This window comes from Paenibacillus sp. DS2015 (assembly GCF_050433705.1).
Lineage (GTDB): Bacteria > Bacillota > Bacilli > Paenibacillales > Paenibacillaceae > Paenibacillus_AQ.
The window spans coordinates 1-16,339 of sequence record NZ_JBNPWS010000031.1 but is presented as its reverse complement, the minus strand read 5'-3'; the positions used below and the strand labels follow the sequence as shown (position 1 = coordinate 16,339).

15 protein-coding genes and 1 rRNA gene are annotated in these 16,339 nt (G+C 41.8%); 1 reads left to right on the top strand and 15 read right to left on the bottom strand.

The genetic code is table 11. The features are described from left to right. Nucleotides 1-7: 7 nt before the first annotated feature. The 7 genes from J2T13_RS20870 to J2T13_RS20840 form a co-directional block, all read right to left on the bottom strand. Nucleotides 8-463 carry a Mini-ribonuclease 3 gene (locus J2T13_RS20870; RefSeq protein WP_429374292.1) on the bottom strand — a complete coding sequence of 152 codons (456 nt, stop codon included), beginning with the start codon at nt 461-463 and terminating at the stop codon, nt 8-10. Next, nucleotides 460-1,866 carry a cysteine--tRNA ligase gene (cysS, locus tag J2T13_RS20865; protein ID WP_429374291.1) on the bottom strand — a complete coding sequence of 469 codons (1,407 nt, stop codon included), beginning with the start codon at nt 1,864-1,866 and terminating at the stop codon, nt 460-462. Before cysS ends, J2T13_RS20870 begins: the two co-directional genes overlap by 4 nt. Nucleotides 1,867-1,893: 27 nt before the next feature. Then, entirely contained in the window at nt 1,894-2,658 is a 765-nt protein-coding gene (gene cysE / locus J2T13_RS20860; protein WP_429374349.1) for a serine O-acetyltransferase, read from the bottom strand. 434 nt (nt 2,659-3,092) lie between these two features. After that, on the bottom strand, nt 3,093-4,556 hold the full coding sequence (gene gltX / locus J2T13_RS20855; protein WP_429374290.1) for a glutamate--tRNA ligase: 1,464 nt from the start codon (nt 4,554-4,556) through the stop codon (nt 3,093-3,095). 32 nt (nt 4,557-4,588) lie between these two features. Further along, nucleotides 4,589-5,077 (bottom strand): 2-C-methyl-D-erythritol 2,4-cyclodiphosphate synthase, encoded by a 489-nt coding sequence (gene ispF, locus J2T13_RS20850; RefSeq protein ID WP_429374289.1) that lies wholly within the window; start codon nt 5,075-5,077, stop codon nt 4,589-4,591. Next, nucleotides 5,074-5,772, bottom strand: coding sequence for a 2-C-methyl-D-erythritol 4-phosphate cytidylyltransferase (gene ispD, locus J2T13_RS20845; RefSeq protein ID WP_429374288.1), 699 nt, complete (start codon nt 5,770-5,772; stop codon nt 5,074-5,076). The genes ispF and ispD overlap by 4 nt, the downstream gene beginning before the upstream one ends. A 105-nt stretch (nt 5,773-5,877) precedes the next feature. Next, a complete protein-coding gene (locus J2T13_RS20840) occupies nt 5,878-6,966 on the bottom strand; it encodes a PIN/TRAM domain-containing protein (RefSeq protein WP_429374287.1) in 1,089 nt (362 codons plus the stop codon). A gap of 223 nt (nt 6,967-7,189) precedes the next feature. Between J2T13_RS20840 and J2T13_RS20835 the strand changes: the two genes are divergently transcribed. After that, nucleotides 7,190-7,585 (top strand): DUF1573 domain-containing protein, encoded by a 396-nt coding sequence (locus J2T13_RS20835; protein ID WP_429374286.1) that lies wholly within the window; start codon nt 7,190-7,192, stop codon nt 7,583-7,585. Between the two features lie 172 nt (nt 7,586-7,757). On the opposite strand, the gene pssA is transcribed toward J2T13_RS20835, so the two are convergent. The 8 genes from pssA to rrf form a co-directional block, all read right to left on the bottom strand. Next, entirely contained in the window at nt 7,758-8,486 is a 729-nt protein-coding gene (gene pssA / locus J2T13_RS20830; protein WP_429374285.1) for a CDP-diacylglycerol--serine O-phosphatidyltransferase, read from the bottom strand. Nucleotides 8,487-8,539: 53 nt separating this feature from the next. Further along, the gene (gene disA / locus J2T13_RS20825; RefSeq protein WP_429374284.1) at nt 8,540-9,616 is read right to left on the bottom strand and encodes a DNA integrity scanning diadenylate cyclase DisA; all 1,077 of its coding nucleotides are present in this window, start codon (nt 9,614-9,616) and stop codon (nt 8,540-8,542) included. 13 nt (nt 9,617-9,629) lie between these two features. Beyond that, nucleotides 9,630-10,997, bottom strand: coding sequence for a DNA repair protein RadA (gene radA, locus J2T13_RS20820; RefSeq protein WP_429374283.1), 1,368 nt, complete (start codon nt 10,995-10,997; stop codon nt 9,630-9,632). Between the two features lie 255 nt (nt 10,998-11,252). After that, the gene (gene clpC, locus J2T13_RS20815) at nt 11,253-13,715 is read right to left on the bottom strand and encodes an ATP-dependent protease ATP-binding subunit ClpC (RefSeq protein ID WP_429374282.1); all 2,463 of its coding nucleotides are present in this window, start codon (nt 13,713-13,715) and stop codon (nt 11,253-11,255) included. Between the two features lie 58 nt (nt 13,716-13,773). After that, nucleotides 13,774-14,799, bottom strand: coding sequence for a protein arginine kinase (locus tag J2T13_RS20810; RefSeq protein ID WP_429374348.1), 1,026 nt, complete (start codon nt 14,797-14,799; stop codon nt 13,774-13,776). A gap of 62 nt (nt 14,800-14,861) precedes the next feature. Continuing rightward, a complete protein-coding gene (locus tag J2T13_RS20805; protein ID WP_429374281.1) occupies nt 14,862-15,386 on the bottom strand; it encodes a UvrB/UvrC motif-containing protein in 525 nt (174 codons plus the stop codon). Nucleotides 15,387-15,413: 27 nt separating this feature from the next. Continuing rightward, nucleotides 15,414-15,875, bottom strand: a complete 462-nt coding sequence (locus J2T13_RS20800) for a CtsR family transcriptional regulator (RefSeq protein ID WP_429374347.1) — start codon at nt 15,873-15,875, stop codon at nt 15,414-15,416. Nucleotides 15,876-16,245: 370 nt separating this feature from the next. After that, nucleotides 16,246-16,339, bottom strand: a 5S ribosomal RNA gene (gene rrf / locus J2T13_RS20795); the annotation flags it as partial.

The following is a 16,339-nucleotide window of genomic DNA, read 5'->3' as shown; positions in this document are numbered from 1 at the left end:
CCGTCATTTAACTTTGTTGTTCCATATATTGAATTCCGATCTCAACTAATTCATTTAATCTTTCGGTTTGATTCGTATAGTACAAATATCCAATTAAACATTCGAATGCTGTTGCATGTCGATACTCTAATACATCTGCATTCTTAGGAACACTTCCCGATTTAGCATTACGGCCCTGACGAACCACATCCCGCTCATCGTCCGATAATACAGCATCTAGATGTTTGACGATCTTACTTTGAGCTTTAGCAGATACCAACTGCGTAGCTGAGCGGTGAAGATGGTTAGGTCGCAAATTGGTCTTAGATACCAAGTATTGTCTTACTGCTACTTCATACAACGCGTCTCCAACATAGGCGAGCACAATAGGAGCAATCAACTTTGCTGGTTTGGAAGGAGGATAAGGAAACCACTCTCCCGCTCCCTTTTGAGACTGCCCTTTCACTTCGTCCGGGCTGCTCATTTACGCCGCCAACGCATGCCTTGAGCGGTATCTTCTAGAAGAATCCCCTTAGACGCAAGCTGATCGCGAATTTCATCTGCGCGGTTCCAGTTCTTGCTCTGGCGTGCTTCTACTCTTTCGACAATAAGCTGCTCAATTTCTTCATCAAGTAATTCATCCTCAACAGACGCGTAAATACGTAGCACCTGGTTCATCTCGTCAAAAACTTCCAATAAAGCTCGTAATTCGACAGATTTAGCGATCGGCTGTTGCAACAATAAGTTAACTTCATTTACCCATTCAAATATAGCTGTAATAGCATCAGGAGTATTGAAGTCATCCTGCATTTTATCATGATACGTTTGTAGAATCGTGGAAAGTCTACCCTGAAGAGCTTCACTTATAGGTTCATCAGCGTTATCAACTATAGAGGTCAAGCGATGTTTAATATTAGTTACTGCGTTGCTAATACGTTCGGTGCTCTTCTCCGCTTGGTCTATTGTCTCATCATTGAAATTAAGGGGGTTACGATAATGAGTAGATAGCATGAAATAGCGTATGGACTCCCACTTATACTGTTTGCGCAAATCCTTAACCAGAATACCGTTACCAAGTGACTTAGACATCTTCTCGTTATCGATTTTAATATAGCCATTGTGCATCCAATAATTAGCAAACGTCTTTCCTGTCAATGCTTCCGTCTGTGCCACTTCACATTCATGATGCGGGAACTGAAGATCTTGGCCCCCCCCATGAATATCGATGCTATCACCCAGATAGCGACGTGCCATAGCAGAGCACTCAATATGCCAACCTGGACGGCCGTTCCCCCATGGACTAGACCAATAAATTTCACCTGGCTTTGCTGCTTTCCAAAGAACGAAATCTTCTGGATGCTCTTTACGTTCATCCACTCCAATCCGTATTCCGAACTGAAGCTCTTCTAACTTCTGGTGAGATAGCTTACCATACTCGGAGAACTTATGAGTTCGGTAGAACACGTCTCCACCATTCTCATATGCATAGCCTTTATCTTCAAGTTCTTGTATAAATTCAAGAATAGAATCCATATTCTCTGTTACTCGTGGATTTAATGTGGCGCGCGTAAGCCCCAAACCTTCAAGATCCTCATAATAGGCTCCGATAAAAGTATCCGCAACTTCCGGTACGGTTCTGTTCATTTGCTCCGATTTACGAATCAACTTATCATCAACATCGGTGAAATTAACAACAAAATTCACTTCATTACCCAACTGTTCTAAATACATTCGAACGACATCGAACACAATCATCGGACGTGCATTGCCAATATGAATGTAATCATAAACGGTAGGTCCGCATACGTACATTTTCACTTTTCCAAGTTCTAACGGTACAAATTTCTCTTTCTTCCGAGTCATTGTGTTATAAATTTTAAGCACCATGTGTTCAAGTCCTCTCGTTCTTTAAGATTATTCACATCCAGTAGGCACTTCTTTCGAATCTAATCGCTGTTTCTCACGCCTTACACTCTCTAGCTCCATTCGAAGCTCCTCAACTTCCAACTGAAGCAAGCGCATAGAATCCACAACAGGGTCGGGTAGCTGGTGACTAAGACGATCCACTCGTCTGCCGTCCCTCTTAACGATTGTGCCTGGTATACCCACCACAGTACTATTGGATGGAACCTCTTTTAATACAACCGAATTAGCTCCAATGTTACACTGGTCACCTATCTTAAAAGAACCGAGTACCTTAGCTCCAGATGCAATAACAACATTATTTCCAATTGTAGGGTGGCGTTTACCCTTTTCCTTACCTGTTCCCCCAAGGGTTACACCTTGATAGATAACTACGTCATCTCCAATTTCACATGTCTCACCAATAACTACCCCCATGCCATGGTCTATAAAAAATCGTTTGCCGATTGTAGCACCAGGATGGATCTCTATTCCCGTCATAAAGCGACTGCCTTGTGAGATACAACGCGCCATCGCAAACCATCGATGCTTATAGAGCGAATGAGCAACACGATGGGCCCAGATAGCATGGAGCCCTGAATAGGTAAAGATAACTTCAAATAGTCCCCTGGCCGCAGGATCATTCTCATATACCGCTTGGATATCTGATTTGATGTGCTTAAACATATCTTTTCCCCTCTTCGTCACTTTCAGTTCTCCATGCGGCGTCCACTTAATTTGCCAGTTAAATCTAAACAAAAAACGCCCCTGCAGCATATGCTGCAGAGACGTTGGACGCGGTTCCACTCTGCTTGGGCTGATCATATTGTCTCTTAAATAACTCAGACAACATTGCTCAGCCCCTCTTCAGCGTTCGATAACGGGAGACGACCCGACACGGCCTAACAGAGTCTACTTACTCCGCTCAGACATATAGCTCACAGGCGCATTTCTGCAACTGACATATAGATAACTTTCAGCCATTAAGAAGCCTGCCCTCAGCTTCTTTGGTTATCCTCTCTGGAAAATGTCAAGGTAAACATACTTCTCCTGATCCCAGCTGTTACATATTCATTTATATTGTATATATTCTCTATATATCCACAATTATCATTGTATCATTCATCATACAGTTATTTGGATAGTATTATATCGAAAAGACTGAGTCCTGACAAGGATTAAACTAGACTCGTCATTTCGAATATATTATGCTATGCACCTGTAATCTGTGCTTTCAGTCTATTCTGAACCAGATCCTTACCCAATAGATATATCGTCTGGTTTAAATCACGACCGTGCATTTGACCTGTCAGAGCAACACGAATGGGCATAAATAACTGCTTACCCTTGAACCCTGTTTCTTTCTGTACTTCCTTGATCAAAATAGCCATGTTAGCTGCTGTAAATTCATTCGTACCTTCTATTTTGGCCAGGAATGCTGACAATACGGTGGGTACTTGCTCTTCTGCAAGAATACCTTTCGCTTCGTCGTCCAATTCTAAGTGTGTACGGAAGAATAACTCTGATAACTCAACAATATGAGATGCAGAAGTTAACTGTTCTTGATAAAGTGCAATCAATGATTTAGCCCAAGTCTTCTGCTCTTCATTCAATTCCTCGGGTAGCTTTCCTGCACGCTGTAAATGAGGAATAGCTAATTCGGCAATTCGATCTGGATCTGCATGCTTAATATAATAATTGTTCAGATGGGCAAGCTTATTCTGGTCAAATACAGCTGGACTCTTAGATAAACGATCAGCATTAAAAATGGAAATTAGCTCTTCCTTACTGAAAATCTCTTCCTCGCCTTCAGGGGACCAACCCATCAAAGCGATGAAATTGAATAAGGCTTCAGGTAAGTATCCCAATTGATCATACTGTTCAATAAACTGAATAATAGATTCATCACGCTTACTTAGCTTCTTGTGATTCTCATTCACAATTAATGTCATATGTCCAAAACGTGGCGCTGTCCAGCCCAACGCTTCATAAATCATTAACTGTCTCGGTGTGTTAGAAATATGATCTTCTCCACGTAGTACATGGGTAATTTCCATCTCATGATCATCAATAACTACCGCAAAGTTATAAGTTGGAATACCGTCTTTCTTCACAATAACAAAATCACCGGTATCATGAGTATTGAAAGAAATAGTACCCTTTACCATATCATCAAAAGTATACGTTGCATCATCCGGCACACGGAAGCGAATACTCGCAACACGTCCTTCGGCCTCAAACGCACTACATTGCTCTGGCGTTAAGTTACGGTGTTTACCGGAGTAGCGCGGTGTTTCCCCAAGAGCGGTCTGTTCTTCTCGCTCCTGTTCAAGCTCCTCTTCTGTACAGTAACAACGGTAAGCAAGACCACGATCAAGCAAATCCTGCCAGAACGTACGATAAATATCGAGGCGTTCTGTCTGACGATAAGGACCAAAAGCTCCCCCAACGTCTACGCTCTCATCCCATTCCATACCAAGCCACTTCAAATATTTCAGCTGGCTTTCTTCCCCTCCAGCAACATTCCGTTTCACATCTGTATCTTCAATTCGTATAATTAATTTTCCACCTAGATTACGGGCATACAGATAGTTAAAAAGAGCTGTTCTGGCATTTCCAATATGTAAATGTCCTGTTGGGCTTGGCGCATAGCGCACACGCACACTACTGGTCATATGAATCCCTCCGATTCGTCATTTCCGATACTTCAAGATGATAGCATACCTTGGACAAGGCATACAATAGATTGCGCGGCAATTCCCTCTCCACGTCCGGCGAATCCAAGTTGTTCCGTAGTCGTGGCTTTTACATTAACTTGAGAGCTCTCAGCTTCTAACACTTTTGCAAGAACCTCAACCATTTGTGGAATGTAAGAGGCCATTTTGGGTTTTTGAGCTATAATCGTGGAATCTATATTACCAAGGCGATAGCCTTTTTCCTTAGCGAGACTCCACACATGCTCTAGTAACTTAAGGCTATCCGCATCCTTATATTCAGGATCTGTATCCGGAAAATGCTTGCCTATGTCTCCAAGTCCCAATGCACCTAGAATAGCATCTGTAACAGCATGCAATAGAACATCAGCATCCGAGTGACCCAGCAATCCCTTTTCATAAGGAATTGTAACCCCACCTATAATACATGGCCTTCCCGCTACCAGTTGATGCACATCAAATCCTTGTCCTACTCTTATCACGATTTACCCTCTCCTTTACGTTCCTCTATAAATTCCGCATACTCCAAGTCCTCTGGCGTTGTCAATTTGATATTGGTGTAGCTTCCTTCTACAATAGCAACAGAAATCCCCATTCGCTCCACTAGCATCGAGTCATCTGTTCCCACAAATCCAGATGCTTGTGCATCTTCATGGGCATGAATCAGATCGGACATACGAAAAGCCTGTGGGGTCTGAATAGCCCACAGACTTTGACGATCTGGCGTTGCTACAATCGTACCTGTGCCATCCACCTGCTTAATCGTATCTTTCACAGGAACCGCCAGTACCGCCGCTCCTTTACGAACTGCCATATCATAACAAGCCTGAATATGAAGAGGGTCTATAAACGGTCGGACACCATCATGTACCATGACCCATTCCGTTCCGATCTTCTTCAAACCCTTATATACCGAATGTTGTCTCTCATTGCCACCAGGAATCACCTGTACTACTTTACTTAACTTGTAGTCTCTCACCCATCGCTGGCAACGCTCTATGTCCTCTTCACCTGTCACCAGGACGATTTCCTGTACTAGAGCCATGTCATTAAACACTTCCAATGTATGGATGATTACGGGCTTCTCCTGCAGCAGTAAATACTGCTTATTCTCAAGAGTTCGCATACGAGAACCTTTGCCCGCTGACACAATGACGACTCCTAGACTGTTCTCCATCACTATACCCCTGTCTTCTACTCCCAAGTATACAAGGTTGTTCAAAAAGTCAGCTATTTCGAACACACACTATAGGGAAATGTTATTACTCCCATCATACCGTTTTTACTGGGCTTTTTCCAACAGTTTCGGTTTCGCGAATATCATCCTACCCGCCGAAGTCTGGAGAACGCTCGTTACAAGCACTTCCATAATCGTACCAATATACTCTCGTCCACCTTCCACAACAATCATTGTACCGTCATCTAAATAGGCTACACCTTGTCCATGTTCTTTACCATCCTTAATCACTTGCACCATAATTTCTTCACCCGGTAATACGACAGGCTTGACCGCATTGGCTAGATCATTAATATTTAATACAGATACACCTTGAAGTTCACATACTTTATTAAGATTGAAGTCATTGGTAACCACTTTCCCTTGTAGTACTTTAGCCAACTTCACTAGCTTACTATCAACTTCAGATATTTCCTCAAAATCACCCTCATAGATCATGACTCGAATATCTAATTCTTTTTGAATTTTGTTTAAAATATCAAGACCCCTTCGCCCACGATTTCGCTTCAATAAATCGGAAGAATCCGCGATATGCTGCAACTCTTCAAGCACAAATTCAGGAATAACAATGGTACCTTCAATAAATCCCGTTTTACAAATATCCGCAATTCTTCCATCAATAATAACGCTCGTATCCAGAATTTTGTGTTCCTCAAGCTTCCTTTCATCGGATAGCTCGGCCCGGATCCATCTTCCAGATGTCCATAATGTTGCTAATTCTTCCTTTTTATCCATCCCTACACGGAATCCCATGTAACCGCATATTAATGTGATGCCTACCTCAATCATTTGCCCTACTTTACCTAACCATACCAGACTTGGATACAGTAATAGTGCGAGCACTAGTCCCCCTATTAAGCCGGCTGCTCCAGCCGTTAGCTCATTCATTGGCATTTTTGAAAAGGACCCAATGAAATGATGTAATGTGTATACAGTCCGCTCTGCACAAAGGGAGCCTATCAGCATAAATAAAATTGCACCCAACATAGCAAAGACTAAACTACCCACGATGGATGATTGTTCCCCAAACATTTCTATTACCTTTGGGAACGAACTTCCCGCCGTATGATATAACGTGTAACCGAACCAAGCACCACATAGTCCTATGAATGCTAAAATAGCTTTTCTTAACATAAGTTCCCTCACCTCCTTCTTAAAAAACATAATTGTAAATCAATTCCTATATCTCCAGTATGGTCCGTTTTCATACAATGTAACCCTGATCCCCCACTTTTTTTATGTGATACTTCGTGGGATTTGCGAACTATGGAGAAAAGATGTTTCATTTCTTGTTGAAAATAACTAAAAGACTGGCATATAATGAATTCAATTCATAATACTAGAGGTGGTTGGAAAAATGAGCGCTCCAAGTTTACAAGAATTTCAGGATCAAGTATCCGAACTGTTACTTCGTCACCGTAGTCTATTGGATGTACTATCCAAGAATGGACAGAGTAGCGCCTCTGTGAACCGTGCCGTCACCAAAGCGATAACCGACTGTGGCTGTATTGAATTGCATGCTACGAAACAAGTTTATGAGCCTGGGATTAATCTAGAAACAGCTAGAGATGTTATAGGGAGTCATGTTCAAGGACAATTGTGCGAGAACTGTAAAGAAATTGTTAGTACAGAATTAGGACGTAATTTATTCTATATGTCCGCTCTCTGTAATTTACTAGAGATCAATATGGACAATGTTATTCATGAGGAATCGAAGAAATGTTCGACACTTGGTCTGTTTAACATGTCTTAATGTTGTGACAAGGATAAACGACTTTGTCGTCCCAAAAGGACGGCATTCGTTTACCAATGGAATAGGGCTGGAAGTTCATAATCTCTAGTATTTCTATAAATCTATACACAAAAAGCATCTATCTCACTGCTCGTTGCAGGAAATAAATGCTTTTTATTTGAATGAAAGTCATTTAATTATGATCGGAATGTGCTCGCTCTTCCTCAGATGCTTTATTGCGACGACGTCTAATGTCTCTTTGGATACTTTGTTTCACACCATATCCGGCATATACAACAAGAGGAATAAAAATTAGTTTAGAAATCTGTTCCGGAAAAATAACGGCAATCGCCACAGCGCCTACGATTACAATGGGTGCAATCATAACTGCCTTTTTAGGTAATCCTATCTTTTTGAAATTAGGGTACCTCACTCGACTTATCATCAAATAAGAAAGTAATAACATGGCAATAATCATATAAGTGCCAGAAATCTCTTTGTAGAATAAGGATAGTGTAGCAAGTACACCACCAGCAATCGGAATAGGTAGCCCCACAAAAAATCCAGGAATTCCACGTCGAACATTAAACCGAGCTAAACGGAGCGCTCCACACATCGGGAAAATAGCCGTAACCGTCCAAGCTAATGAATCCGGCATCCCTTGTAATGTAACCATATACATAATAAGTGCAGGTGCTACACCAAAAGAGATAACGTCAGAGAGTGAATCTAATTCCTTCCCGAATTCACTTTGTACATGCAGTGCACGGGCTACGCGGCCATCTAGGCCGTCCAGCAACATTGCAATAATGACCATGATCGCAGCCATGCTGAATTTCCCTTGCAAAGCCATCATCATTGCAATCATTCCGAGAAATAGATTACCTAAAGTAAACATATTCGGAATTGACTTTGTTATCATCTCTTCACCTCAAATATCATATTGCCCCATATCATCCATTGATTGTAGGTTATTTATACTTGCCTGTCAATGAATACCTGCTCTTGTAAGCGTATCAACCCTTCCTTGATATTTCTTGCTCTAACCTCACCAATTCCATCAACTTCGTCCAATTCATCCACAGTTGCCATCATGATCTGAGGCAGTTGTTCGAAGCGTTCCAGAAGATTATGAATGATTATGTTGGGTAATCTCGGTATCTTATTTAATACTCTATACCCTCGAGGGACAATTGATTCTTCAGACCCTACAGCAGATACTGGATAACCAAGTAAACGGACAATGTAGTTAATATCAAACAGTTCATCGTTAGAGGCCCGCTTCAACCCTGCAATAATTTCGCGAATTTTATCCTCATCATCCACTTTGGCATAATCTTTATATAATAACCACGCTTCGACTTCCATGTTACTAACTAATTCATCTAACTGCATGCTAATAAGGCGTCCTTCGTTCCCTAGCTCCGTGATATATCTTTTGATCTCCGTCTTAACTCGCAACACCATCTCAACGCGTTGAATTACGTTAACAACCTCTGGTATAGTAACTAATTCTTCGAACTCTGAAGCGGATAAATTCGTAAGCGATTGGTTTAATACGGCTCTGTATTTCTCTAACGTCTGGATCGCTTGATTGGCTTTGGTAAGAAGAACACCGATCTCTTTGAGTGAATAACGAATCGAACCTTGATAGAGCGTAATAATATTACGCCGCTGCGAGATAGAGACCACCAATTTCCCCGTTTGTTTGGCCACCCGCTCCGCTGTTCTATGTCTGATACCTGTCTCTGAAGATGCAATAGAGGATTCAGGAATTAGCTGAGTATTCGCGTAGAGGATACGCTTCAAGTCCTCACTCAATATTATGGCTCCATCCATCTTCGCTAACTCATATAAGTAATTGGGTGAGAAATCACAGTTGATTGAGAACCCACCATCCACAACCTCCATCACTTCCGGACTGTAGCCCACAACAATAAGTGCACCTGTATTTGCCCGCAGTACATTCTCTAGACCGTCCCTAAAAGCTGTCCCCGGTGCCACTAACCTCAGTAAATCATTCATTGTATCTAATGTATTTGCTTCTTTCATCTTGTTAATCCCCCTAATCTAACGCAACCGATAATGCCTTTGCCACGGTCGTGACACCGACAAGTTCTATACCTTTGGGATGTTTCCATCCTTTCAGACTTTTCTCTGGTAAAATAACTCTCTTGAACCCTAACTTCTCTGCTTCCTTGACACGCTGCTCAGCACGAGATACCCCTCTAACTTCCCCTGTTAATCCAACCTCTCCAAAAAATACATCAAAGGGTTTAGTGGGTAAATCTCGAAAACTAGAGGCAATGCTCACAGCAATTGCTAAATCTACTGCAGGTTCATCAAGCTTCACACCGCCCGCAACGTTCAGATAAGCATCTTGATTCTGAAGAAACATGCCCATTCTTTTCTCCAAAACAGCAATTATAAGCCCCACTCGATGATGGTCTATTCCCGTACACATACGTCTTGGGGATGGAAAGTGAGTAGGCGTTATCAGTGCCTGCAACTCTACGAGTACAGGCCTTGTTCCTTCAACACTGGCTACAACCGTTGAACCAGCTACACCTAAGGGTCGTTCAGAGAGAAATAGCTCTGATGGGTTCTCTACTTCAGTTAATCCCACCTCGCCCATTTCAAAAATCCCAATTTCATTCGTCGATCCAAATCGATTCTTTACTGCTCTCAGCAATCTATACGTATGATGCCGTTCCCCTTCAAAATAAAGAACGCAGTCTACCATGTGTTCAAGCATCCTAGGCCCTGCAATAGCGCCTTCCTTGGTTACATGGCCTACTAATACCGTAGCAATCCCCATTCCTTTGGAGACCCTCATAAAACGTGCTGTACATTCTCTTACTTGAGATATGCTTCCTGGTGCACTAGTTACTTCAGGTAAATAAACGGTCTGAATGGAATCAATCACTAAAAATTGAGGTTGAACACTCTCAATGGCTTCCTCTATAGCTTCCATATTGGTTTCACATAATACATACAGTTCAGGAGAGAGAGCACCTAATCGATCAGCACGTAACTTCGTTTGCCGTACAGATTCTTCTCCTGATATATATAGCACTCGTAAGCCAGACATCGATAAAGAATGCGAAGCCTGAAGTAATAAAGTTGATTTCCCGATTCCGGGATCCCCACCAACAAGGACTAGTGAACCTGGAACAATACCGCCACCTAATACCCTATTCAGTTCACCAATTCCCGTATCGATTCTGCTTTCTTCACTACTCTCTATATTTATGATGGAAAGCGGCTTTTCTTTACTCTGAAAAATAGAAGAGTTCATGCCTTGCGTTTTAACGACAACAGTCGACTCTTCCACCATGGAATTCCAAGACTGACACCCCGGACATTTACCATACCATTTGGGTGTTTCATATCCACATTCACTACAAAAAAACTTTGTTTTACCTTTAGCCATGGATGTCTCCTTCTTAAAATCACTTAAATTATGTTAGAACCTTCTTAGTTGATGTCGAAATGTATGTTAATTAAATTTTACCATTTATAAATATTTATCGTAAAGTATTATCAAAAAGTTTACAGTAGCTGAAAATATAGCTACAAAGTGTGAACTTCTATCCACTTATCATGATCTTATATTTCATCAACATGGAACAGGCAATAAGAAAGGACAACACCCACATGGTAGGTATTGCCCTTCATTATTGATTATTTATTCAGATACAGGTGTATCCACTGGCTCTGTTTTAGGCTCTTGTTTCTCAACAGTTAAACCATTCTCACCCTCATCAATAATAAGGGAGTCACCTTTACTGATATTTCCTGTCAGTAACTCCTCGGATAAGCGATCCTCAATATGTTTTTGAATGGCTCGACGAAGGGGTCTTGCACCAAATGCCTGATCATAACCTTCTTTGGCCAAGAAAGCCTTGGCCTTGTCGGTAAGAACGAAGTCAACCTCATGTTCAAGTAGACGTTTACGTAACACTTCCGACATCAGGGTAACTATCTCTGCAATATGTTCTTTCTCTAAAGAATGGAACACGATAATCTCATCGAGTCTGTTCAAGAATTCTGGACGGAAGCTCTTCTTAAGCTCTCCCATAACCTTACCCTTCATATTTCCATAATCAGCACCAGCGTCTTGTACAGCGGTGAAACCTAAGGTGGAATTTTTCTTAATAGCTTCCGCACCCACGTTAGATGTCATAACGATTAGTGTATTACGGAAGTCCACCACACGACCTTTGGAATCCGTTAGACGACCATCTTCTAGTACTTGAAGCAATATATTGAACACTTCAGGGTGAGCTTTCTCAATCTCATCCAATAGTACAACAGAATACGGTTTACGACGTACTTTCTCCGTTAGTTGACCGCCCTCTTCATAACCAACATATCCTGGAGGTGCTCCAACGAGACGAGATGTTGAATGTTTCTCCATATACTCAGACATATCAATCCGAATAACTGAATTCTCATCACCGAACATAGCTTCCGCCAAAGCACGCGCTAATTCTGTTTTACCTACACCTGTAGGACCTAAGAAAATAAATGAACCAATAGGACGCTTAGGATCTTTAAGTCCAGCACGAGCGCGACGAATTGCACGACTTACTGCTTTTACAGCTTCATCTTGACCTACAAGACGTTCATGCAGAATAGACTCCATATTTAGGAGACGTGCTGTCTCTTCTTCCTTCAACTTACTTACAGGTATTCCTGTCCAGCTAGCAACCACTTGAGCAATATCCTCCGGCGTTACTTCAGAGTCAGTGCTTCCTTGTTTCTCTTTCCATTGGTTCTTGGTCACATCTAGCTCTTCACGAATTTTTTGTTCTGTATCACGTAAAGCGGCTGCCTTTTCAAATTCCTGACTTTGTACAGAGGCATCCTTTTCCTTACGAATATCTTCCAGGCGATTTTCCAATTCTTTTAGATTTGGTGGGATAGTATACGAATGTAGTCGTACCTTCGATCCTGCCTCATCAATCAAATCAATTGCTTTATCTGGTAGGAAGCGATCTGGAATATAACGATCTGACAACTTAACAGCTTCTACAATTGCTTCATCCGTAATCTTCACCCGGTGATGCGCTTCATAACGATCACGCAAACCATACAGAATTTGAATAGCTTCTTCTGGAGATGGTGGGTCTACTGTGATCGGTTGGAAACGACGCTCTAATGCAGCATCTTTTTCAATATATTTACGATACTCGTCAAGGGTAGTGGCACCAATACATTGCAGCTCCCCACGAGCAAGTGAAGGTTTCAGTATGTTAGAAGCATCAATAGCACCTTCGGCACCGCCGGCACCAATCAATGTATGCAATTCGTCAATGAAAAGAATAATATTACCTGCTTGGCGAATCTCATCCATAATCTTTTTGAGACGATCTTCAAACTCACCACGATACTTTGTACCGGCTACAACCGATCCCATATCAAGGGTCATCACACGTTTGTCCCGCAAGGTTTCTGGAATTTCATTGTTAATAATTTTTTGCGCGAGTCCTTCGGCAATGGCTGTTTTACCAACCCCTGGTTCCCCAATTAGAACTGGATTGTTCTTTGTCCGACGACTTAATACCTGAATAACTCTTTCAATTTCCTTGCTCCGACCAATGACTGGGTCTAAATTACCCTCTTTAGCATACGCCGTTAAATCACGTGCTAAACTGTCAAGTGTTGGTGTGCTTACATTAGCTTGTGCACCATTATGGTTGGATACAGCTTCGCTGCTGCCCAAAAGTTGAAGTACTTGTTGACGTGCTTTGTTCAAGCTAATCCCCAAATTATTCAATACTCGTGCCGCTACACCTTCGCCTTCACGAATCAGCCCTAGCAAGATATGTTCTGTTCCTACATAGGTATGACCCAGTTTGCGAGCTTCATCCATAGAAAGTTCAATGACCTTCTTAGCGCGGGGGGTATAAGCGATATTCGTTGGTTGTTCTTGTCCCCTGCCGATCAGTGTCTCCACTTCATCTTGAATTTTCTCAAGACCGAGACCAAGTCCAATTAAAGCCTTGGCTGCAATGCCATCTCCTTCACGAATAAGACCAAGCAAAATATGTTCTGTTCCTATATTATTATGTCCTAAACGAACAGCCTCTTCCTGAGCCAAAGCCAGCACCTTTTGCGCACGTTCCGTAAATCTTCCAAACATCATAATCTCCTACACCTCCATGAGTTTTGATACCTTTGTAATTCTAAATAACGATATCGTATTAAGCAGGTGTTGCACCTAACTTTTCACGAATTAATCTCGCTCGATACATATCTCGTTCCTCTAAGTTCATTTGTTCCCCAAATGTTTTCTGTAGAAACCCTTGTTGCGTCATCACATTCAGTTCATTCATCATGGGAATGGATGGGCCTTCAATAATTGCTAAATCAACACCAAGTCTCACATCTGATAATCGCTGTGCAGCCTCTTTAGAATCCAGCATTTGTGCATATAGCAAAATACCATATGATCGTTTAATACGATCCTCAATTCGTAACCTAGACTCATTCAGCAACCTTTGTCTAGCATTCTTCTCTTGTTCGATAATTTGTAAGACTACATTGTGTAAATTATCGATGATTTCGATCTCTGTCTGACCTAGCGTAATCTGATTCGATATTTGAAAAATATTACCCGCAGCTTCACTGCCCTCACCATAAATGCCTCTTACGGTTAATCCTACTTGAGATACAGCGGAGAGAATTCTGTTAATTTGTTGAGTCATCACAAGTGCAGGTAAATGCATCATAACAGATGCTCTTAGTCCTGTTCCAACATTTGTCGGGCAACTTGTAAGATATCCCCTTTTACCATCAAAGGCATAGTCGATATGTGCTTCAAACAAATCATCTATGGCGGTTGCTTTCTCCCAAGCTTCACGTACTTGGAATCCGGGATATAAACACTGAATGCGCAAATGGTCTTCTTCGTTAATCATAATACTTACGGATTCATCTTCACTAAGAATAACGGCCCCGTTCTGCGACTCGTTAGCAAGACTAGGACTAATAAGATGCTTCTCTACGAGTACTTTTCTATCTAGCGGAGCAATTTCCTTTAAGGGTATCATATGAAAAGTTCCAAAGGATTGAAGATCTTCATAGGTCTTCATATCCGTTAGAAGCTCCAATACTTCCATGGACTGCTCACTTGTGGCAAGTAGCGGAAAGGGAATATGCTGTATATTACGAGCAACACGAACACGGCTGCTTATGGCAATCTCGGAATCATTTGCGTTACCGAGCATCCAGTCACTAAGTGCTTTTTCTGTAAACCGGAGATTTGGCGTCACGCATCATTCCTCCTTCTTCATTGTCCAGATATTTCTTTCTCAAGCTCTCTAATTTGATCCCGAAGGCTTGCTGCTTCCTCAAATTCCTCCTGTACAATACGGTGCTGAAGCTCATGCTTTAGCTCATCCAACTTACGTCTCACCTGGATTTTGCTGCCGCCTCGCTTTGGTATTTTACCCACATGGTCCGTACTCCCATGAACTCTTTTGAATAAAGGATCTAGACGGCTATCAAAATGTTTATAACATGAGCTACAACCAAAACGCCCCGTCTTACTAAATTGCGTATACGTCATCCCACATTCTTCGCACCGAAGTGTCTGGGCTGCTTGCGAGATACCTGATTGAATCTTACTTGCTGTATCAAAATCAATGAGTCCTGACAACAAACTGTGAATTGAAAATCCACCTGCCGCTCCCGGGATATTCTCACCTTTCTCACGAGCACAGCTCTCACAAATATGAAATTCCGTCTTCTCTCCATTTACAATCTTAGTGAAGTGAAGAGTAGCTGGTTTACTTCCGCATTCTTGGCAAAGCATTTCGATGTACCTCCTTGTCTTAGCAGGTTATTTACCTAATAAAGAGATCAGCATCGCTTTCATTATTCTGGCACGGATCTCGTCCCGATAAGGAAGTTTTATCATAAGACATTCTCTGGAAATCGCTGCTCGCATCAAGTTAGCTTCACGTTTGCTTAAAAAGCAGGATCCCTCAAGTTGATAGATTAATCCTTCCGCCACCGTTTGATCGATGCCTTCACCAATGGTCTGACGGAGATGGGTGTGCAGTCCCGAGTGCTCAGGGAGATCAATTCTTTGTATACGAATATAACCTCCACCACCTCTTTTACTCTCCACGAGATAGCCCTTCTCCAACGTAAAGCGAGTACTGATGACATAATTGATCTGCGATGGTACACAGGAAAATTTATCGGCCAGATCGTTGCGCTGAATTTCTATCGTTCCTTCGGGACTTTCATGCAGAATATTCTTCAGATATTGTTCGATAATATCGGAGATATTTCGCATCATTCATCCTCCACTGTTTGATACGTTAACCTAGATACACCACATCTTGTTAAAAAAACCCACAAATGATTCTATTCCGGTCTGCCAACTACAGCACTGACCTGATTAAGTACATATGTAGCAAGTGGATTATAGGTTATTGAAGCAAATCATTGATATTTCAACACTGTTGACTTTGACTTTCTTTGACTTTGTTAATATTATATCATATTTTTTTATTTTGCCAAGAGGTGGCGTTAATTTTAGTGTGGACCTGTATATACGAAATTATTCTAATAACAATGAAAGCTTCGCCTATAATTTAATGTCACCATCTTAAACTCATCTAAAACACAAAAAACCACTGTCGATGAAATCAACAGTGGTTTCTGCTTGGCGACGTCCTACTCTCCCAGGACCCTGCGGTCCAAGTACCATCGGCGCTGGAGGGCTTAACGGTCGTGTTCGGGATGGGTACGTGTGGA